Source organism: Sulfitobacter sp. M05, assembly GCF_029285175.1.
In the GTDB taxonomy this organism is placed as follows: domain Bacteria; phylum Pseudomonadota; class Alphaproteobacteria; order Rhodobacterales; family Rhodobacteraceae; genus Sulfitobacter.
Map to the genome: position 1 here is coordinate 608,066 of NZ_JABEDH010000002.1, position 19,906 is coordinate 627,971.

Here is a 19,906-nt window from a genome sequence, read left to right on the forward strand (position 1 = left end):
AGGAATTGATATGCGTCCCTCTGGCCGGAAACTTGATGAAATGCGTGCTGTCTCTGTTGAGGTCGGCTTTACCAAACATGCCGAAGGATCGGCGCTGATCAAGGTGGGTGACACTCATGTCCTTTGTACCGCCACCATCGAAGACCGCGTTCCTCCATTTATCAAAGGGTCTGGCCTTGGCTGGGTGACAGCGGAATACGGAATGCTGCCGCGCGCTACAAACACCCGTATGCGCCGCGAGGCCGCTTCGGGCAAGCAAGGAGGACGCACCGTCGAAATCCAGCGGTTGATCGGGCGGTCCCTGCGGGCCGGCGTGGATCGCGTTGCCTTGGGCGAACGTCAAATCACTGTCGATTGCGACGTTTTGCAAGCGGATGGCGGAACCCGCTGTGCGTCAATCACAGGCGGCTGGATTGCCCTGCGTCTGGCGGTAAACAAATTGATGAAGGCTGGCGATGTTATCACTGACCCTCTGGTCGATCCGGTCGCGGCGGTCAGCTGTGGCATCTATGCCGGACAACCGGTTCTGGATCTGGACTATCCCGAGGATTCCGAAGCCGGCGTCGACGGCAACTTTATCATGACGGGCACCAAGAAACTGATTGAGGTGCAGATGAGCGCAGAAGGCTCAACCTATTCACGAGATCAAATGAACCAGCTGATGGACCTCGCTGAAAAAGGTGTGAGCGAACTGGTTGCGATTCAGAAGGACGTAACCGCGTGACTCGCAAGTTCACCCAAGACCGCCTGCTTTTCGCGACCCATAATGCCGGTAAACTGGAAGAGCTGCGCGAGTTGTTCGCCCCGCATGGTGTCACCGTGGTGGGTGCCGCCGAGATGAACCTGCCAGAGCCGGAAGAGACCGAAGACACCTTTGTCGGAAATGCCCGTATCAAGGCCCATGCCGCCGCCAAGGCAACCGGCCTGCCTGCCCTGTCGGATGATTCTGGCATTCAGGTCGAGGCATTGGATAATGCACCGGGTGTCTACACTGCGGATTGGGCCGAAACGCCGAATGGCCGCGATTTTCTAATGGCTATGACCAAGACCCACAACCTTCTGGAAGAGAAATCTGCCACTCATCCCCGGCGGGCCCGGTTTTGCGCAACCATGGTGCTTGCATGGCCAGACGGGCACGACGAGGTTTTCGAGGGCCGCGTGAACGGCACACTTGTCTGGCCACTGCGCGGTGATCTGGGTCACGGCTATGATCCGATGTTCCAGCCTGATGGCCATACACAAACCTTCGCTGAAATGACTCACGCTGAAAAAAACGAAATCAGCCACCGCGCAGATGTGTTCGCGAAGCTGTTGAAAGGTTGCTTTGACTGAAGATTGGCAGCAAGGGGGCTTTGGTCTCTATATCCACTGGCCGTTTTGTGAGGCCAAATGCCCCTATTGTGATTTTAACAGCCATGTCTCGCGCGGCATTGACCAAAAGGCTTGGCGAGATGCCTATCTGACAGAACTCGCGCAAGCGGCGTCGCAGACCCAAGGTCGCGTTTTGAACGCTGTGTTCTTTGGCGGTGGAACGCCCAGTTTAATGGACCCCGAAACGGTTGCCGACGTCATCACAGCAATCCGCAGGTTATGGCCCTCTGCAAACGATCTGGAAATTACACTAGAGGCGAACCCCGGATCAGTCGAAGCCGGACGGTTTGCCGCTTTTCGGCAGGCGGGCGTCGACCGCGTTTCCATGGGCATACAGGCGTTGAACGACACCGACCTCAAACGCCTTGGCCGCTTGCACAACACACAAGAGGCCCTCGTTGCATTCGATATCGCGCGCAACACCTTTGATCGGGTCAGTTTTGATCTGATTTATGGCCGTCAGGACCAGACCTGCGCCGATTGGAAGAACGAGTTAAAGCAGGCTCTAAACCTAGCGATAGATCATGTTTCCCTCTATCAACTTACCATCGAGAACGGCACCGCATTTGGCGATCGATATGCCCGTGGTAAACTTGCGGGCCTGCCAAGCGACGACCTTGGCGCCGACATGTTCCAGCTAACGCAGGAGGTCTGTGACCAACATGGAATGCACGCGTATGAGGTTTCCAACCATGCACGCGACAATGCGCAGTCCCGGCACAATCTCATCTACTGGCGTTATGGTGATTACATCGGCATCGGTCCCGGTGCCCACGGTCGCCTAACATTACAAGGCACCAAATACGCAACAGTGTGCTACAGCAATCCAAAGCGGTGGCTGGGAGCGGTTGCAACGGGTGAAACCGAAAAACCCCGGGAAGCCTTGTCCGCAATGGAACAGGCGACCGAGTTTCTCTTGATGGGGCTGCGGATAAAAGAAGGTATCTCGCTGGATCGTTACAAAAAGATCAGCGGCGTGCCCCTGTCCCAGGACACGCTTGATCATCTCTCTGATATTGGCGTGATTGATGTTAACGGAGACAGATTAACCGTTAGCAATCAAGGTGTTATCGTATTGAATGCCGTAATTGAAGCACTCATGCCCCATTAACTCCCGCTTAGCATCCGGCACAACACATCCAGCTCATCCAAGGTCTTATACTGGACCGTCAAACGTCCGTTTTCCTGCCCAGCCTTGTGATCCAGAACAACCTTCATCCGCAGGTTCGCCGACAGATCGCCCTCAAGCGCAACAGTATCCGCATCCTTTTCAACTGACCTTGATTTAGGTTTTGCCGCATCGTCGCTGATGGCCGCTTCCCGCTTTACCAACGCCTCGGCAGCACGCACCGAAAGTCCACCTTTGATGATCTGCTTTGCCAAACCAAGTGGATCTTTGGCAGGAATCAAAGCGCGGGCATGGCCAGCACTCAAGTCACCGCTGCGCACCATATCGACAACGCTCTCAGGTAGGTTCAGCAAGCGCATCAAATTGGCAATATGGCTTCGACTTTTGCCCAGGGCTTCTGCCAGCTTTTCCTGCGTATGGCCAAATTTCTCCATCAGCTGCCGATATCCGGCAGCCTCTTCGATAGCGTTCAGGTCGGCACGTTGAATATTCTCGATGATCGCAACCTCTAACACCTCAACATCACTGAAATCCCGTACAATCACCGGCAGCGCGTGCAGCTGAGCCATCTGCGATGCGCGCCAACGGCGTTCGCCAGCAACGATTTCATACGTTTGATCACCGGACTTTCGCACGATTAGCGGCTGGATAACGCCCTTTTCCTTGATTGACGCCGCCAAATCGGAAAGGTCGCCATCCTCAAAGCGCTTACGTGGCTGGTTTGGATTGGGCGAAATCTGCTCAATCGGAATCAACGTCTCCGCCGCACCCGGTCCTTGAACCGGAACCGCCTCCGTTTCAGCAACATCCGCCATCAACGCCGAGAGCCCACGTCCAAGTCCACGTTTTCTATCTGGTCTGTCCGCCATGGTATTCTCTCCTAGGCCCTATTGTTCTGGATCATTTCTTTTGCCAAAGCGCGATATGCTACCGCGCCCTTTGATTGGCTGTCGTAGTTCAACACCGGCATTGCAAAACTCGGTGCTTCTGAAACACGCACATTTCGGGGGATCATTGTCTTAAACACCAACTCACCGAGGTTGCTGCGCGCATCACTTTCAACCTGCTGTGATAGGTTATTCCGACTGTCGTACATCGTAAGAACAACACCTTCGATCCGCAAATCCCTGTTTCCGCTCTGGCGTACTTCGCGAACGGTCATCATCAGCTGGCTAAGACCTTCAAGCGCGAAAAACTCGCTTTGCAATGGAACCAGAATCGAATGCGCGGCAATCATCGCATTCACCGTCAGCAAATTAAGCGATGGCGGACAATCAATGAGAATATAGTCAAAGCCGAACTCGTCCATCTGGGTTTGCCGCAATGCGTCGTGCAGCAGAAAGCTGCGCTTTTCTGCTGACATCAACTCAATATCAGCCGAGCTTAAATCTACGGTCGCCGGAACAATACAAAGACCATCATAACTTGTCGGTTGAATAACATCACTCAGGTCAATGTCTTCCAGCAACAGCTCATAGGTTGTGAATTCCCGATCATCCACTTCGATGCCCAGGCCGGTCGATGCATTGCCTTGCGGATCAAGATCAACAACCAAGACCTTTTTCCCGTGTTCAACCAGTGCCGCCGCAAGGTTAATTGTTGTTGTCGTTTTACCAACACCACCTTTTTGGTTGGCAACTGCGATGATCTTTGGCCCTTTCGGACGGGACAGGTCAGACACGAACGATATCCTTGATCTTTAGAATTGCGGCCTTTGGATTTGATGTACTCTTAATCGGATCAACCTCGTAAGACCACAGTTCCCGTGTAGATTTGACTTCTTTTTCCCACTGTTCCCCCTTGGGAAAAAGCGCAACCCCAGCAGGCGAAAGATGGCGCGACGCATACCCGAAAAGGTCAGTTAAATCCGCCAAGGCACGTGCAGATAGGATGTCAGCGTTCAAGCGAGGAATACTCTCGATCCTCTCTGAAATTACTTTAGCATTCAAATCAAGTTCCCGAATAGCGGTTCTTAGGAAGACCGACTTGCGTTGATCGCTTTCAACCAGCGTAATATCATGATGTCCGCCTTTGCCCTGTGAAAGAATTGCAACAACGATGCCGGGAAAACCACCGCCACTACCCAGATCAACCCAATGGCCTGCAGGTGGAGCCAGATCAAATATCTGGGCCGAGTCCATAATATGCCGCTCCCAAACAGATGCTACACTGGCTTTGGATATGAGGTTGATCTTCACAGTCCATTTTTGAACAAGGGCGGTGAATGCTTCAAGCTTATCCAATGTTTCACGTGAAACATCCAATGAAAATTCGCCCATTACGCTGACTTCCCAACCGAAGGTCTCTTTAGCCTAGCAAGGATCAACGTCAACGCGGCTGGGGTTACCCCGTCCACGCGCGCTGCCTGGGCCAAAGTCTCGGGACGCGCGGCAGTAAGCTTGGCTTTCAACTCATTGGACAGCCCCCCTAGCCCAAGAAAATCGAAATCCGACGGGATCTTATAGGCCTCATCTTTCTTTAAGGCATCAATCTCGGCCTGCTGACGCCCAAGATAATTTGAATAAAGGGCGTCGCGTTCAATTTGACGTCGTATCTCAACATCTACGTTTGCAAAATTCTCATCAAGCTTGATCATCCCCTCAAACGTCGCCCCAGGAAACGACAAGAGCTGAAATGCATCCCGACGTGTACCGTCCTGGCTTACCACCAACCCACTTCTTGAGGCCTCTGATGGCGTAAAGGTTCGTTTGGTCAACAACGCCTTAGCTGCCTCCAGTTTTTCAACCTTACCGAAAAACTCTTGCTTCCGCACATCAGAAACACAGCCAATTTCAATCGCCAGAGGCGTGAGCCTCTGGTCTGCATTGTCCGCCCGAAGAGAAAGCCGGAATTCGGCACGGGAGGTAAACATCCGGTAGGGCTCCGAAACACCCCGCGAAGTAAGGTCGTCAATCATCACACCAATGTAGCTATCTGCCCGACTGAAGATAACCGGTTCTTCACACCGAACCGCCCGCGCAGCATTCAACCCGGCAACAAGCCCCTGTGCCGCCGCTTCCTCGTATCCTGTTGTCCCGTTGATCTGGCCAGCGAGATACAACCCCGATACAGCATTCAAGGCAAGGCAGCTATTCAACGCCCGCGGGTCAACATAATCATATTCAATCGCGTATCCGGGTTGAAGGATTACGGCCTCCTCCAAACCAACCATCGAACGGACATAGTCCAGCTGAACATCTTCCGGAAGCGACGTTGAAATCCCGTTGGGGTATACCGTATCGTCATCAACCCCTTCTGGTTCCAGGAATACCTGATGCGATGACTTGTCGGCAAAACGAACCACCTTGTCCTCGATAGATGGGCAATAGCGAGGACCGACGCCATCAATTTGGCCACCATACATCGCAGATCGACCAAGATTATTCCGGATAATTTCGTGGGTGGCTTCATTGGTGTGGGTGATCCCGCAGGATATCTGCTTCGCGGACACAGAATCCGACATAAACGAAAACAGCACAGGGTCATCATCGCCTGGCTGACTTTCCAAAATATTCCAATCGATTGTGCGCCCGTCCAAACGCGGTGGCGTACCTGTTTTCAACCGCCCCATCGGCAGATTGAACCCCCCCAACCGTTCGGCCAATTTGACGGCCGCTTTATCCCCCATTCGTCCGCCAGAGTGAGAAACATCGCCGATGTGGATGACACCGCGAAGGAATGTGCCTGTGGTCAGAATGACCGCACCAGCACCGATCTTTTCACCGCCGTCCAATTCAACACCGGTAACGGTACCGTCGATAATCAAGAAATCTGTTACTTCCCCTTCAAGGATCGACAGATTCCCCTGCTTAACCGTCTCAGCCAACATTTCTGTTTGATAGATCTTACGATCTGCTTGAGCCCTTGGGCCCTGCACCGCCGGCCCCTTACGTCGGTTCAACAACCTGAATTGAATACCCGCCTTATCCGCAATCCGGCCCATCACACCGTCCATTGCGTCAATTTCCCGAACAAGGTGCCCTTTTCCCAAGCCACCAATCGCTGGATTGCATGACATGACGCCAATCCCGTCACGCGACATTGTGATCAACGCCGTTTCAACACCCATCCGAGCAGCAGCATGGGCCGCTTCTGTGCCTGCATGACCGCCGCCGATGACGATGACTTCATAATGTTTCACGTGAAACACTCCATTCTACTTTCCGATACAGAAACTCAGAAATATTTCATCCAGCAGGTTTTCAACACCGATCCGGCCAACAACTGCTTCCAACGCACGGACAGAGGATCGTAATTCCTCCGCTGCGATGTCGTACTGGTCACTTCCAAACGCCAGAACATTTTTCACAGCAGCCAACCCATTCAACGTATGCAACATCGCCGCCCGATGTCGTTCATGTGTCGCAACACCAACGGTACTACTGCGCAGCTTCAATACCGATGTAACACGGTTCACCAACTCAGTCAGCCCTACACCCGTACTGCCAGAAACCCCGTTCTTAACCTCAGGATATAGGTCCGCCTTCGGATGGACAATGATGTCGTCTGGTAAAGCATCTACTGGCAGATCATCATCGGGGTGCATAAGGAACACCCGCAAATCCGCCGCTTCCGCCCGCCGCATTGCACGCGCGATGCCTATGGCCTCAACCGCGTCATCGCTTTCCCGCAAGCCCGCCGTGTCCAAAAGCGTAACAGGAAGCCCGTCCAACTGCATCCGCACCTCGACGATATCGCGGGTGGTACCGGCCACATCGGACGTAATCGCGGCATCACGGCCTGCAAGTGCGTTCAGCAATGTGGATTTCCCCGCATTCGGCGGACCGACTATTGCAACCTCAAAACCTGAACGTATCCGCTCCGCGACCTTCGATCCTTCAACCTCGGCCTGAATTTCACCCGTAACACGATCCAAAAGTGATGAAACCTCTGGTGTAACGTCAACCGGTACATCCTCATCTGCGAAATCAATCGTCGCTTCCAGCAAGGCCGCCGCCCGGATAAGATCAGCACGCCATCGTTCAACCACAGATCCAAGATGACCGGAAAACACGCGAAGTGCTTGTTTTCGCTGAGATTCAGTCTCTGCCTCGATCAAATCAGAAAGACCCTCAACCTGTGCCAGGTCAAGTTTGCCGTTTTCCAATGCCCGCCGTGTAAATTCCCCCGGTTCTGCAAGACGCGCAGCCGAGAAGGTTGAAAGCAATCGCAAAACGGATTGAACTACAGCGATGCTACCATGCAGGTGCAATTCGACGACATCTTCACCGGTAAAACTCTTGGGCCCGGCAAAACTCAGGATCAGCGCCTGATCAATGACCGTACCGTCATCATCCTTTACCAGCCGCACCGCAGATTGACGGGATGGTGGCAAGGATCCAACCATCTCACCCGCAATGGCAAATGCCTCAGGCCCCGATATCCGCACGACCGAAACACCAGCCCGACCGGCAGCCGTCGCTTGTGCGAAAATCGTATCCATTTCTACATAACCATTTGTTATTAAATAACAATCAGGTGTTCATAGAGTCAAAGAAATCCGAATTGGTCTTTGTCTGTTTGAGCTTCCCGATCAGGAATTCAATCGCATCTGTTGTGCCCATCGGGTTCAGGATACGGCGCAGAACAAATGTCTTTTGCAGATCAACCTTATCGACCAAGAGATCCTCTTTGCGGGTACCCGACTTGAGAATATCCATCGCAGGGAAGACGCGTTTGTCAGCGATTTTGCGATCCAGAACGATTTCAGAGTTACCCGTGCCCTTGAATTCTTCAAAGATGACTTCATCCATACGCGAGCCCGTGTCGATCAACGCTGTTGCAATAATCGTCAACGAACCGCCTTCTTCGATGTTTCGCGCAGCACCAAAGAAACGCTTGGGACGTTGCAGGGCGTTTGCATCCACACCACCGGTCAGAACCTTACCGGATGACGGCACAACCGTGTTGAACGCGCGACCAAGGCGCGTGATGGAATCCAACAGGATCACAACGTCGCGTTTATGTTCAACCAGACGTTTCGCCTTTTCGATCACCATTTCTGACACGGCAACGTGGCGCGTCGCTGGTTCATCAAAGGTCGACGAAACCACCTCGCCCTTCACAGAGCGCTGCATGTCGGTAACTTCTTCGGGGCGTTCATCAATCAGCAGAACGATCAAATAGCATTCCGGATGGTTCTTTTCGATTGAATTCGCGATGTTTTGCAACAGAACTGTTTTACCTGTCCGCGGTGGCGCGACGATCAGACAGCGCTGGCCCTTACCGATGGGCGACACCAGATCAATGATCCGCGAAGAGCGGTCTTTGATTGTCGGGTCTTCAACTTCCATCGTCAGCCGCTCGTCAGGATAAAGCGGTGTCAGGTTTTCAAAGGCAACCTTGTGGCGCGCCTTCTCTGGCTCCTCAAAGTTGATCTTGGTTACTTCGGTCAGGGCAAAGTAACGCTCAGTGTCGTCAGGGGCCTTAATAAGCCCTTCAATGGTGTCCCCGGTGCGCAGCGAATGCTGACGGATCATGTCAGGAGATACATAGATATCGTCAGGGCCCGGCAAATAGTTCGCCTCGGGGGACCGCAGGAATCCAAAACCGTCTTGCAAGACCTCCAAAACACCGTCGCCAGAGATTTCCCAACCTTCATCCGCGCGTTCACGCAGAATCTGAAACATCATCTCGCCTTTGCGCATGGTCGAGGCGTTCTCGATCTCCAGTTCCTCGGCCATTGCCAAAAGGTTCTTAGGAGTTTGCGCCTTAAGATCAGCAAGGTTCAGCGTATCAGTTGTCATGAAGAAATCCTGTTCAGCCACGCGTAAACCGCTGGCTGGTCGATATTGGAAATGAAGCAGCTAGGACCGGTCCCCGAACGGGTTGGTGCGCAGGATATAGGCGGCATGCCCCTGCGAGTCAATCAATCAGAATTTCACCACGACCGAGAAGACAATAATTAGCATTAAAACAGTCGGTACCTCGTTCATCATTCGGTACTGCCGCCCTGTCACGGTGTTTTCACCGCGTTGGAATGCCTTCATACGGATGACCAGCCATGTATGAAAAACCGTCATCCCGATTATGCTGGCAGCCTTGGTCCAGGGCCAGATGGCAGACCAGTCAACGATGCCCGGCGTAAAGACCAATAGTAAGCCGAATGTCCATGTGGCGTGCATGGCGGGCCGCATGATGACTTGTGCCAGCTTGAACTCCATCATGGCAAAGATGTCATGCATGGGTCCCGTGATCCCGCCTTGTTCGGTGTGATGCACAAACAATCGAGGCAGATAGAACAGTGCAGCCATCCAAGAGATGACCGAAACGATATGCAGGGATTTCACCCATGGGTAAGCAAGCGCAAGGAAGTCTGTCATATCTCACTCCGTTCTCGGTCCCTTCTTATAATAATAAAGAAGATAAGAAAGATGATGATGTAAGTAGGGAACGGATTTTCTGTGGATTAATGAGTTGTCCCAAGGCACCAAGGATCTTCTGGATTTCATCCAAACCCTGTGGAGAAAACCCTGTAAATACCAGAAAAAATATTTAAAACTGATGCTTAAGAGATGAATTTTTTCAAATTCATGTGTGCAAAATGCGGATAAAATCGTGAAAAACCGATTCCTCCCCGTGGGAGTTTGTTCTTTTCCTCAGGTGTAAGAAAACCGCAGACAGTCGCATAAAACCCCCTAACCAGGGAGCGAGTTCCGTTCGCAGAAATTTTGCACTAAAACTCCTTAAGAAATTCTTAACATCGTCCACAAGGTTATCCACATGCCGCAGTCCCTCATCCTTGCTTCCGGCTCTGCAATCCGAACCAAATTGTTGACGCAAGCCGGCGTGGATCATGAGGTTCAGGTGCCTAGAATTGATGAACAGTTGATCAAGGAATCGTTGATCGCTGACAATGCGCCACCTCGTGATGTTGCGGACACGTTGGCGGAAATGAAGGCCCGCAAGATCAGCGAAAAGAACCCAGGCGCATTGGTATTGGGCTGTGATCAGGTTCTGGATCACAATGGAACATTGCTTTCCAAACCGGCCAGCCCCGATGATGCCCTGTCCCAGTTGAAAGCGCTGCGCGGTGACCGGCATTCCCTGCTTTCTGCGGCGGTTATCTGTGAAGACGGGCAACCGGTTTGGCGTCACGTTGGTCAGGTACGATTGCGGATGCGTGATGCTTCGGATGACTATCTTGCCGATTACCTATCGCGAAACTGGGACAGCATCCGCCATTCCGTGGGCTGCTATAAACTCGAAGAAGAAGGCGTGCGCCTGTTCTCGAACATTGAAGGGGATTACTTTACCGTCCTTGGTATGCCACTTCTTGAGTTGTTGAACCATCTGACACTACGCGGAGACCTCGCCTCATGAGCTTACCCAATATTCCTTTGGCCGGGGTCATCGGATCGCCAATTGCACATTCAAAATCGCCACAGCTGCACCGCCATTGGTTAAAAACCTATGGCATCGCCGGGCACTACATCCCTATGGATGTGAACACGGATGACCTTGAACATGTGGTTCGGACCCTACCAAAAATGGGGTTTGTCGGGGCGAACGTCACCATTCCGCATAAAGAAAAAATAATGTCGATTGCCGATCTGGTCACCGACCGCGCAATCTTGATCGGGGCTGCAAATACCCTCATTTTTCGCAAGGATGGTAAAATCCACGCAGACAACACTGACGGCTATGGATTTCTTGAGAACCTCAAGATCGGCGCGCCGAACTGGATACCTCAATCCGGGCCCGCCGTTGTCTTGGGGGCGGGCGGCGCCGCACGGGCGGTTATTGCATCGCTTTTGGATGCAGGGGTGCCCGAGATTCTGTTGTCCAACAGAACACGGGTCCGCGCAGAAAAGCTTCAGGCGGATTTCGGAAACCGGTTGCGGATTTATGATTGGGTGCAGGCTGGCAATATGATGGAGCATGCCGCCTTAGTGGTGAATACAACGTCACTGGGTATGATCGGCAAAGGTGAAATGCGCGTGCCCCTCGATGGATTAAACTCCACAACGGTGGTGACCGATCTGGTTTATGCCCCTCTAAAGACCAACCTGCTGGCGACCGCCGAACAGGCCGGATGCGTTACCGTGGACGGTCTGGGTATGTTGTTGCATCAGGCAGTGCCGGCTTTCGAGCGCTGGTTTGGCAAACGGCCAGAGGTGGACCGCGCAACCCGTGCGGCGGCGTTGCGCTGATGTTTCTTTTGGGGCTAACCGGTTCAATCGGCATGGGCAAGTCGACAACCGCAAAACTGTTCGTTGAAGAAGGGTGCGCGTTGTGGGATGCCGATGCAGCGGTTCATCGCCTTTATGGGGAGAATGGCGAGGCTGTAGCGCCGATTAGAGACGTTTTTCCCGAGGCAATCGTGAAGAACAGCGTCTCGCGCGATAAGCTGAAAGAGATCATTTTGAACGACGCCACAGCACTAAAGAAAATCGAAGCAATTGTGCATCCTTTGGTCGGACAGGATCGTGCAGCCTTTATCGCACAGGCCCGCGTGGACATTGTCGTCCTTGATATTCCGTTGATCTATGAAACCGGCGGGCAGGACAAAGTGGATGCAGTCGCCTGTGTGATCATTGACGCGGAAACCCAGAAACATCGAGTGATGGAACGCGGGACAATGACCAGCGAACAATTCGAGGTGATCCGTTCCAAACAACTGCCTGCCGACGAAAAGGCTGCGCGCGCCGACTATGTGATTACGACAGACACCGTTGAACACGCCCGCCAGCAGGTGCAAAATGTGGTCAGGGACATTAGGGAAAAACAGCGCCATGCGTGAAATCGTACTCGATACTGAAACCACTGGCTTTGATCCGGAATCCGGCGATCGTATCGTTGAAATCGGCGCGGTTGAGTTGATCGGGCACATGGCTACCGGCGAGACCTATCACCAATATATCAATCCCGAACGCGCCATGCCGCAAGAGGCCTTTGAAGTGCATGGCTTGGGTGATGATTTTCTGCGCGACAAACCTAAATTTGCCCAGATTGGTCAGGCGTTTCTGGATTTTATCGGCACGTCCAAACTGATCATTCACAATGCCAAGTTCGACATCAAATTCTTGAATGCCGAACTGAGATGGATGGGCCTGCCCCAAATCCCTTGGGAGCAGGCGCTTGATACGCTTGAAATCGCCCGCAAGAGATTTCCCGGATCGCCGGCATCCTTGGACGCGTTATGCCGCCGGTTCAATATCGACAATACGTCACGCACCTTGCACGGTGCCTTGCTGGATAGTGAAATTCTGGCTGAGGTCTATCTTGAATTGATTGGTGGGCGCCAACCCGACTTTGCTTTGTCATCGCAACCGCAAACAACCGCTGGCGCAGCCGTGACACAGTGGTCGCCAAAACCACGGCCCAACCCCCTGCCGTCACGGTTGAGCGAAAAAGAAATCGCCGCCCATGCTGAATTTGTTAGCAAGTTGGGCGGCGATGCAATGTGGTCTAAGACTTAGGCGTCAGCAGGCGAAGGGGCCGTTTCGGAAGCCTGACGACGTGCAATCTCGTTCCGGTAAAGGGAAACGAAATCAATGTTTTCCAGGTTCAGCGGCGGGAAACCACCGTCGCGGGTCACATCGCTGACAATGCGGCGCAGGAACGGGAAAATCATCCGCGGGCATTCAATCAGCAAGAATGGGTGAAGCTGGTCATCTGGGATATTCTCGATTTGGAAAATACCGACATAGTCGATTTCAAGCAGGAATAATGTTGTGTTTCCCGCGGTATCTTTCGACGTCACATTCAGCTTGATTGCGCTTTCGTACTGATTGTCGACAGCACGTTTTTTCGCGTCCAGCTTGACCTCGACCTGTACGTCTGGCTGTACATCGGCACCGCCGCCCTGCTGCGCCATGATGTTTTCAAATGACATGTCGCGGATGTACTGGCCCAAAACGCGCATCTGCGCTGGTGCGGGTGTTGCTTCTTCTTCGGCCATGAGGCTGTTCCTTTGATAAATCAATTTAGGGCGGGCTTAGCAGAAGGCGTGATGGCGCTCAATGGCCTGTCCGACGCCTAGTGCTTTGTCCAGCCAGACGGGCCATCGTTGCGTCGTGGCGCCTCATCGACAATTTCATGGTAATCTGCGTCAATCACATCGCCTTGCGACGCTGGACGGGCGGCACCATGATGCGCACCCTGACCCGGTGTGCCAAAGCTCTGCACGTTCACCCGTGCGCGCAACGCCTTATACGCGGCCTGCCGGATTGACGGCACCAGAAAGGCAAAGCCGACAGCATCGGTGAAAAACCCCGGTGTCAGCAATAATGCACCGGCAAACAGGATCATCGCACCATGCACCAAGGGTTCTGTCGGGTCGCGCAAATCCGAAAAGGATGTGCGCAACTGACCCAGGGCCATCGCACCCTGCGTCCGCACAAGCCACGTTCCCAACACGGCCGTGACCAAAACAATGGCAAGGGTGGGAAACAGCCCGATCAACCCTCCGACCTGAATAAACAACCCGATTTCAATCAGGGGAACGGCGATAAATGCGATCAATAGCCACATACGGTGAATGTCCTTTTACTGGGGGCAGAGTGGACTCACCCAACCCAAGCACCTACATAAGAGCAAAGCACATGCTTTTCCATGTTTCACACCGTGAGGTTTCGATGAATTCACCTATGATACAGCTTCTGGTCCTTGCCGGTATCGCAGTATTCCTGATCCTGCGGCTCAAGAATGTATTGGGCACGCGGGAAGGTTTCGAAAAGCCGCCAGTGACCGATCAGGCCCCGCATACGCGCAAGGGTGGCCCGGCGTTTGAAGTGATCGACGGTGGTCCTGATCTGGATATCACCGATCATGTGCCAGAAGGCAGTGATGCCGCCAAGGCGCTTGCCAAGATGAAACGTCTTGAACCTTCCTTTGGCGTTGATGATTTTCTGGGCGGCGCACGTCAGGCCTATGAAATGATTGTGATGGGCTACGAGCGGGGCAATCTGGCTGAAATCCAGCCGTTCCTGTCCGAAGAGATCTACGAAAGCTTTGTTGACGGCGTTGCAGCCCGCGAAGACCAAGGCTTGACCATAGAGGCAGAATTCAACGGGGTGCGCGAGACCGAGTTGATGGATGCGACGCTTGATCCTGTCACCAACGAGGCGGAATTGACAATCCGTTTTGTCGGTGAATTGACATCCGCCGTACGGGATGCCGCAGGCGATATCGTCGAAGGCAGTTTGACAGAGGTGAAGCGCCAGAAGGACGTCTGGGTTTTCGCCCGAATTATGGGGTCGGATGATCCAAATTGGCAGCTGGTTTCTACAGACGGATAAGCCGTGCATTGGCGACATCATTATGGGCCGGAGTTGTTGCGATGACTCCGGCCCATGCCACTGATGTCAGCTATGATGTACTGAGTTTTGATCAGCTTGAAGGCTGGGCCGAGGATGATCATGCCGCGGCCCTAAAGGTGTTTCTGAATACCTGTCGTGACATGAAAGACCCCGACTGGCGTGCGTTGTGCCGTTATGCGCAGGCCGACCCAGAACCGCGCCAGTTCTTCGAACTGTTCTTTCGTCCGGTCAAGATAAGTGACGGCAAAGACGCGATGTTTACCGGATATTTCGAACCCGAGTTAGATGGAAATACCTCACGATCATCGCGCTATCGTTATCCGGTTTACTCCATCCCGCCTGACCACTTGCGCACCCTGACCCGCCGTGAACTTCTCCAAGGAGAGGTGTTGGCGGGACGCGGGCTGGAGATCGCCTGGGTTGATGATCCGGTTGAGTTGTTCTTTCTCCAGATTCAGGGGTCGGGCCGGATCAGGTTGCCAGATGGGTCCTACATTCGCGTCGGCTATCGCGGGTCCAACGGTCATGGATACCGTTCTATCGGTGTCGAGCTGGTGCGGCGCGGCGTCTACAAGGCCCATCAGGTCAGTGCCGATGTGATCAAGAACTGGGTGCGACGTAACCCTGTGCAGGGGCGTGATCTGTTGTTTCACAATCCCTCATATGTGTTTTTCCGCAAGGTCAGTAAGGTGCCCGCAGATAAGGGGCCACTGGGGGCGATGAACCGGTCGGTGACCGCGATGCGCAGCATTGCTGTTGATCCGTCGTTTGTGAAGCTTGGCTCGCCGGTCTGGGTGGAAAAAGACGGCAAAAACCCGCTGCGTCGTTTGATGATGGCACAGGACACCGGATCGGCAATTAAAGGCGCACAGCGTGCCGATGTGTTCTTTGGTACCGGTGACCGTGCAGGCAAGGAAGCAGGCAAGTTGCGCGACCCGGGGCGCATGTTTGTCCTGATGCCGATCCAGCGCGCCTATGCGCTATTGCCCGAAAGCGCGATCTGATGCGAAATCGCAAACATGGCCATCTGAACGATGATGATCTTGCGCTGTGGCGCAGGGTCACGGAGCGCACGGAAAAGCTGGATCTGAAGTCGCTATTCGTCCCTGAGATTGACGCGCCTGCACCGTCTCCACCTGCCCTGCGCAAATCCAAATCCGTGGTGCTGGGTAAACCCACTGGCAAACCACGTAAATCAACACATAATCTGGCCCCATCGCTGCCCGACCAAATGCGGCATGTGCCGGTTCAGATGGATCAGAAGGCCTTCGGAAAACTCAAACGCGGCAAGCTCAGGCCGGAGGGACGCATCGATCTGCACGGTATGACACTGGACCGCGCCCATCCCGCGCTTAGCGGCTTCATTCTGTCGGCGCATAGGTCTGGCAAAAGGTTGGTGCTGGTGATCACCGGCAAAGGCAAGCAGCGCGACGAGGGCGGCCCTATTCCGGTGCGTCACGGCGTATTGCGCCATCAGGTGCCGCAATGGCTCGGTATGGCGCCGCTAAAATCTGTGGTTCTGCAAGTCAGTCAGGCCCATATCAGCCATGGCGGTGGCGGGGCCTATTATGTCTATTTGCGCCGCCAGCGTTAGCGCATCAGCGTTGGCTGATACCGTCTGATCCCATAGGCCGCGAGCGCAGCTGCAACGAGATAATAGACTGAAATCGGCAGCATTTGGTTGGGAAAATCAATCCCGAAGTCGATTAATATGCCGCTCACGCCTGGGCCAATCGCCGACCCAAAAACCATAATTGCAGCCGCCACCGATTTGATGGCCCCAATGTGGCGGGTGCCAAAATACTCTGCCCAGAATGTGGAGGTGGCCGTTCCCTGCAATCCTTGCCCCATACCAAAAATGACCAATCCAACCCCGGCCATGAAAATCGTATCGGCAAAGGCCAGCACCAGAAACCCAAGCGCAAACGGCAGCATCTGGAACGGCACGATCCGGCTGACGCCGTAACGGTCAATTGCCCAACCGGATGCAAAGGTCGTGACAATGGCAGATAAGGTATAGGCTGGCATCAATGCAACGTAAGCCACCAGATCCCAGCCTTTCACTTGCGTCAGATGTACCTGTTGAAAGAACAATGCGGTTCCCCATGCCGCAGGGCCAATGATCAAAGGCACCATTAGGAAAAACAGACCCGATCGTAACATCTCTGTCCGGCTCCAATGGCGCCCTTGCATACCGGCCAGTTGCGTCTCTTTCGCCATGGATTGGGGGGTGCGTTCCCGCCTGAGTAGCATTACAAGCACCGGAATGGTCAGGAGAACAATCACAGCCGCCAGCACCCAAAGCGCTCGCCACGATATCACCGCAAACAGCGCAACAAAAACCACCGGCAAGATGGCCTGCCCCGCTGCAAACCCCGTTGAAGACAGGGATAGGGCTTTGCCGCGGCTGGCCTCGAACCAGCGCACCATGGCGACAGACCCAAGCTGTGACATCATCCCCTGCCCTGACAGGCGCAGCGCAAAGATGACACCGATCAACAGTATCCATGATGTGTTCAGGGCCATCGCGACACAGGCGGCGGCCAGGCACAACATCACACCAACCGCCAGCGCCCTTACGCGGAACCTGTCCGTCAACACCCCAGCCCAGATCATCGCAATCGCTGACAGGGTGGTGCCAACAGTATAAATGCCGCCCCATTGACCATCGCTTAGGCCAAAGTCGGTTTTGATCTCACCCGCGAACAGCGAAATGAAATAGGTCTGCCCGTAAGACGAGGTAAAGGTCAGCAGAAAGCCGGCCAGTAAAAACAGCCAGTTCGCGCGAAGGAATGAAAGGTAACCCATCCTGCATAGGTCTCAGGATGGGTTAGGAATGGAAAGCCCTAAAGCACATAGCGGCTGAGGTCTGCCGACTTGCTCAGCTCGCCTAGGTTCTCGTCAACAAAGGCTTGATTAACCTCGATAACGTCGCCTGATCTGTCCGGCGCACTGAAGGAAAGCTCTTCGAACACGCGCTCCATCACAGTATAAAGACGCCGCGCACCAATGTTCTCGACCGATTGGTTCACGTCTGCCGCAATTTTTGCCAGCGCGGCAATGCCATCATTGGTAAAGCTGACAGTAACCTCTTCGGTGCCCATCAGCGCTGTATATTGCAGGGTCAGCGCATTGTCGGTTTCTGTCAAAATGCGCACAAAATCCTCTTCGGTCAGGGCGCGTAGTTCTACCCGAATGGGCAAACGCCCCTGCAATTCAGGCAACAGGTCAGACGGTTTTGCGATGTGAAAGGCACCCGAGGCAATGAACAACACATGATCAGTTTTCACCGGCCCGTGTTTGGTGCTGACAGTTGTGCCCTCAATCAATGGCAGCAAATCGCGCTGCACCCCTTCGCGGCTGACATCCCCGCCACGGGCATCAGAGCGGGCGCACACCTTGTCGATTTCGTCAAGAAACACGATGCCGTTCTGCTCGACCGCTTCGATTGCCGCTTTGGTCACAGTTTCATCATCAAGCAGCTTGTCCGCTTCTTCCCCGATCAGGATTTCGTAACTTTCCGCAACCGACAGGCGCTTTTTCGTGGTCCGTCCGCCCATGGCTTTGCCAAACAGATCGCCAAGGTTCATCATTCCGACACCCATACCGGGCTGGCCCGGGATATCCATGGTCGGAAACGGGCTGGCGGTATCGGCCACTTCCAGCTCGATCATCGTATCGTCAAGCAAGCCATCCTTTAGTTTTTTACGGAACATGTCGCGGGTGCCTTCACGGGCCTCTGCCCCGGCAATCGCGTCAATTACCCGTTCCTCTGCCGCCTTATGCGCCTTGACCCTGACGTCCTCACGCATGTGTTCGCGGGTCATCGCAATGGCATTGTCGACCAGATCGCGGATGATTTGTTCCACATCCCGTCCGACATAGCCCACTTCAGTAAACTTGGTTGCCTCAACCTTGAGGAACGGCGCGCGCGCGAGCTTGGCCAGGCGCCGGCTGATTTCGGTTTTGCCAACACCGGTGGGCCCGATCATCAGGATATTCTTTGGATATACCTCGTCGCGCAGATCATCAGACAGTTGCTTGCGCCGCCAGCGGTTGCGCAGCGCTACGGCAACGGCACGTTTGGCGTCATTCTGGCCGATGATGAACCGGTCCAGTTCTGAAACGATTTCGCGGGGTGTCAGATCAGTCATTTGGAAATTTTCTCCACGGTCAGATTGCCGTTGGTGTAAACGCAGATATCTGAGGCAATTGCCATTGCGTCCCGCGCGACCGTTTCGGCGTCGCGGTCGCTGTCGATCAAGCCACGCGCAGCCGCCAGGGCAAAGTTCCCGCCCGACCCAATCGCCGCGACGTTATGTTCCGGCTCAAGTACATCCCCGGCACCAGTGATGATAAGCAGTTCGGTGCCGTCGGTAACGATCAACATCGCTTCCAATTTTTGCAGGTATTTGTCAGTGCGCCAGTCTTTTGCCAGCTCGACACTTGCCCGCGCTAATTGCCCGGGCGTCGCTTCCAGCTTGGCTTCCAACCGTTCCAACAGCGTAAAGGCATCAGCGGTCGAGCCGGCGAAACCTGCCACCACATCAAACCCACCGGGCGACAGCCGGCGTACCTTGCGCGCGGTTCCCTTGATCACGGTTTGTCCAAGGCTGACCTGCCCGTCACCGGCAATTACCACCTCGCCGTCTTTCTTTACACCAATGATCGTGGTGCCATGCCAGCCGGGGAATTCGTCTCGTGTCATGCGGGGCTCCTTTTCTTGATTTGTTATATGGCGCTCGGCGCACAAACGCACAAGGGCGCCCCTGCATGGGACGCCCTTGTGATCTTGAACCTTAACAGAAAGCTTAGATTGATTCTTCGATCCAACTTTGCAATGCCGCCTTTGGCTTGGCCCCTGCCATGTTCGAAACAACTTCACCATTCTTGAAAATGAACAGCGCCGGAATGCCGCGCACACCCATCTGGGCGGGGGAATTGGGGTTTTCGTCCACGTTCACTTTGACGATCTTGACCTTACCGTCCATCTCGGCGGACAGCTCTTCCAAGGATGGGCCGATCTGTTTGCATGGGCCACACCATTCAGCCCAGAAATCCACCAACACGGGGATGTCGGACTGCTTAACTTCTGCGTCAAATGTGTCGTCTGTTACTGCGAGCGTGGCCATCGGGCTCTCCT

Annotated in this window: 23 protein-coding genes; 10 read left to right on the forward strand and 13 right to left on the reverse strand. The window is 54.0% G+C overall.

Annotated features, from left to right (window positions below; translation table 11 throughout):
* Window positions 1-10 precede the first annotated feature (10 nt).
* Genes rph through hemW form a run of 3 tightly spaced genes read left to right on the forward strand, consistent with a single transcriptional unit; the run spans window position 11 to window position 2,482 of the window.
* Complete coding sequence (rph, locus tag HKX44_RS11100) at window positions 11-724, forward strand: ribonuclease PH (RefSeq protein WP_276151390.1); 714 nt, start codon at window positions 11-13, stop codon at window positions 722-724.
* Window positions 721-1,332, forward strand: a complete 612-nt coding sequence (rdgB, locus tag HKX44_RS11105; RefSeq protein ID WP_276151391.1) for an RdgB/HAM1 family non-canonical purine NTP pyrophosphatase — start codon at window positions 721-723, stop codon at window positions 1,330-1,332. Before rph ends, rdgB begins: the two co-directional genes overlap by 4 nt.
* The gene (gene hemW, locus HKX44_RS11110) at window positions 1,325-2,482 is read left to right on the forward strand and encodes a radical SAM family heme chaperone HemW (RefSeq protein ID WP_276151392.1); all 1,158 of its coding nucleotides are present in this window, start codon (window positions 1,325-1,327) and stop codon (window positions 2,480-2,482) included. The genes rdgB and hemW overlap by 8 nt, the downstream gene beginning before the upstream one ends.
* Here hemW and HKX44_RS11115 read toward each other — a convergent pair.
* The 7 genes from HKX44_RS11115 to HKX44_RS11145 all read right to left on the reverse strand — a co-directional run bounded on the left by HKX44_RS11115 (window position 2,479) and on the right by HKX44_RS11145 (window position 9,822).
* Window positions 2,479-3,369, reverse strand: a complete 891-nt coding sequence (locus tag HKX44_RS11115; RefSeq protein WP_276151393.1) for a ParB/RepB/Spo0J family partition protein — start codon at window positions 3,367-3,369, stop codon at window positions 2,479-2,481. The two genes, hemW and HKX44_RS11115, sit on opposite strands and share 4 nt — an antisense overlap.
* An 11-nt stretch (window positions 3,370-3,380) precedes the next feature.
* Window positions 3,381-4,181 (reverse strand): ParA family protein, encoded by an 801-nt coding sequence (locus tag HKX44_RS11120; protein ID WP_276151394.1) that lies wholly within the window; start codon window positions 4,179-4,181, stop codon window positions 3,381-3,383.
* Window positions 4,174-4,779 (reverse strand): 16S rRNA (guanine(527)-N(7))-methyltransferase RsmG, encoded by a 606-nt coding sequence (gene rsmG / locus HKX44_RS11125; protein ID WP_276151395.1) that lies wholly within the window; start codon window positions 4,777-4,779, stop codon window positions 4,174-4,176. Before rsmG ends, HKX44_RS11120 begins: the two co-directional genes overlap by 8 nt.
* Window positions 4,779-6,641, reverse strand: a complete 1,863-nt coding sequence (gene mnmG / locus HKX44_RS11130) for a tRNA uridine-5-carboxymethylaminomethyl(34) synthesis enzyme MnmG (RefSeq protein WP_276151396.1) — start codon at window positions 6,639-6,641, stop codon at window positions 4,779-4,781. The genes rsmG and mnmG overlap by 1 nt, the downstream gene beginning before the upstream one ends.
* A gap of 15 nt (window positions 6,642-6,656) precedes the next feature.
* Complete coding sequence (gene mnmE / locus HKX44_RS11135; protein ID WP_276151397.1) at window positions 6,657-7,943, reverse strand: tRNA uridine-5-carboxymethylaminomethyl(34) synthesis GTPase MnmE; 1,287 nt, start codon at window positions 7,941-7,943, stop codon at window positions 6,657-6,659.
* Window positions 7,944-7,974: 31 nt separating this feature from the next.
* Window positions 7,975-9,246 (reverse strand): transcription termination factor Rho, encoded by a 1,272-nt coding sequence (gene rho, locus HKX44_RS11140; protein WP_025042926.1) that lies wholly within the window; start codon window positions 9,244-9,246, stop codon window positions 7,975-7,977.
* Window positions 9,247-9,372: 126 nt separating this feature from the next.
* Window positions 9,373-9,822, reverse strand: coding sequence for a CopD family protein (locus tag HKX44_RS11145; RefSeq protein ID WP_276151398.1), 450 nt, complete (start codon window positions 9,820-9,822; stop codon window positions 9,373-9,375).
* A 400-nt stretch (window positions 9,823-10,222) separates the two neighbouring features.
* On the opposite strand from HKX44_RS11145, the gene HKX44_RS11150 reads away from it, so the two are divergent.
* Genes HKX44_RS11150 through dnaQ form a run of 4 tightly spaced genes read left to right on the forward strand, consistent with a single transcriptional unit; the run spans window position 10,223 to window position 12,921 of the window.
* A complete protein-coding gene (locus tag HKX44_RS11150; RefSeq protein WP_276151399.1) occupies window positions 10,223-10,822 on the forward strand; it encodes a Maf family nucleotide pyrophosphatase in 600 nt (199 codons plus the stop codon).
* Complete coding sequence (locus HKX44_RS11155) at window positions 10,819-11,652, forward strand: shikimate dehydrogenase (protein ID WP_276151400.1); 834 nt, start codon at window positions 10,819-10,821, stop codon at window positions 11,650-11,652. The genes HKX44_RS11150 and HKX44_RS11155 overlap by 4 nt, the downstream gene beginning before the upstream one ends.
* Window positions 11,652-12,242 (forward strand): dephospho-CoA kinase, encoded by a 591-nt coding sequence (gene coaE, locus HKX44_RS11160; protein WP_276151401.1) that lies wholly within the window; start codon window positions 11,652-11,654, stop codon window positions 12,240-12,242. Before HKX44_RS11155 ends, coaE begins: the two co-directional genes overlap by 1 nt.
* Entirely contained in the window at window positions 12,235-12,921 is a 687-nt protein-coding gene (gene dnaQ, locus HKX44_RS11165; RefSeq protein ID WP_276151402.1) for a DNA polymerase III subunit epsilon, read from the forward strand. The genes coaE and dnaQ overlap by 8 nt, the downstream gene beginning before the upstream one ends.
* Here dnaQ and secB read toward each other — a convergent pair.
* Window positions 12,918-13,403: a protein-export chaperone SecB gene (gene secB / locus HKX44_RS11170; RefSeq protein WP_276151403.1), complete on the reverse strand. Its 486-nt coding sequence runs from the start codon at window positions 13,401-13,403 to the stop codon at window positions 12,918-12,920. The two genes, dnaQ and secB, sit on opposite strands and share 4 nt — an antisense overlap.
* Window positions 13,404-13,480: 77 nt before the next feature.
* The gene (locus tag HKX44_RS11175; RefSeq protein ID WP_276151404.1) at window positions 13,481-13,975 is read right to left on the reverse strand and encodes an FxsA family protein; all 495 of its coding nucleotides are present in this window, start codon (window positions 13,973-13,975) and stop codon (window positions 13,481-13,483) included.
* Between the two features lie 104 nt (window positions 13,976-14,079).
* On the opposite strand from HKX44_RS11175, the gene HKX44_RS11180 reads away from it, so the two are divergent.
* From HKX44_RS11180 to HKX44_RS11190, 3 genes are read left to right on the forward strand one after another with little or no spacing between them, the layout of a single operon-like run.
* A complete protein-coding gene (locus tag HKX44_RS11180; protein ID WP_276151405.1) occupies window positions 14,080-14,742 on the forward strand; it encodes a Tim44/TimA family putative adaptor protein in 663 nt (220 codons plus the stop codon).
* Between the two features lie 41 nt (window positions 14,743-14,783).
* Window positions 14,784-15,767, forward strand: a complete 984-nt coding sequence (locus HKX44_RS11185; protein ID WP_276151406.1) for an MltA domain-containing protein — start codon at window positions 14,784-14,786, stop codon at window positions 15,765-15,767.
* Window positions 15,767-16,357, forward strand: a complete 591-nt coding sequence (locus tag HKX44_RS11190) for a Smr/MutS family protein (RefSeq protein WP_276151407.1) — start codon at window positions 15,767-15,769, stop codon at window positions 16,355-16,357. Before HKX44_RS11185 ends, HKX44_RS11190 begins: the two co-directional genes overlap by 1 nt.
* Here the strand turns inward: HKX44_RS11190 and HKX44_RS11195 are convergent.
* The 4 genes from HKX44_RS11195 to trxA all read right to left on the reverse strand — a co-directional run bounded on the left by HKX44_RS11195 (window position 16,354) and on the right by trxA (window position 19,895).
* Window positions 16,354-17,571 carry an MFS transporter gene (locus tag HKX44_RS11195; protein ID WP_276151408.1) on the reverse strand — a complete coding sequence of 406 codons (1,218 nt, stop codon included), beginning with the start codon at window positions 17,569-17,571 and terminating at the stop codon, window positions 16,354-16,356. The two genes, HKX44_RS11190 and HKX44_RS11195, sit on opposite strands and share 4 nt — an antisense overlap.
* Before the next feature lie 38 nt (window positions 17,572-17,609).
* Window positions 17,610-18,917, reverse strand: a complete 1,308-nt coding sequence (hslU, locus tag HKX44_RS11200) for an ATP-dependent protease ATPase subunit HslU (protein WP_276151409.1) — start codon at window positions 18,915-18,917, stop codon at window positions 17,610-17,612.
* Window positions 18,914-19,471 (reverse strand): ATP-dependent protease subunit HslV, encoded by a 558-nt coding sequence (gene hslV, locus HKX44_RS11205; RefSeq protein WP_276151410.1) that lies wholly within the window; start codon window positions 19,469-19,471, stop codon window positions 18,914-18,916. Before hslV ends, hslU begins: the two co-directional genes overlap by 4 nt.
* Window positions 19,472-19,574: 103 nt before the next feature.
* Window positions 19,575-19,895: a thioredoxin gene (gene trxA, locus HKX44_RS11210; RefSeq protein WP_276151411.1), complete on the reverse strand. Its 321-nt coding sequence runs from the start codon at window positions 19,893-19,895 to the stop codon at window positions 19,575-19,577.
* Between the last annotated feature and the right edge of the window lie 11 nt (window positions 19,896-19,906).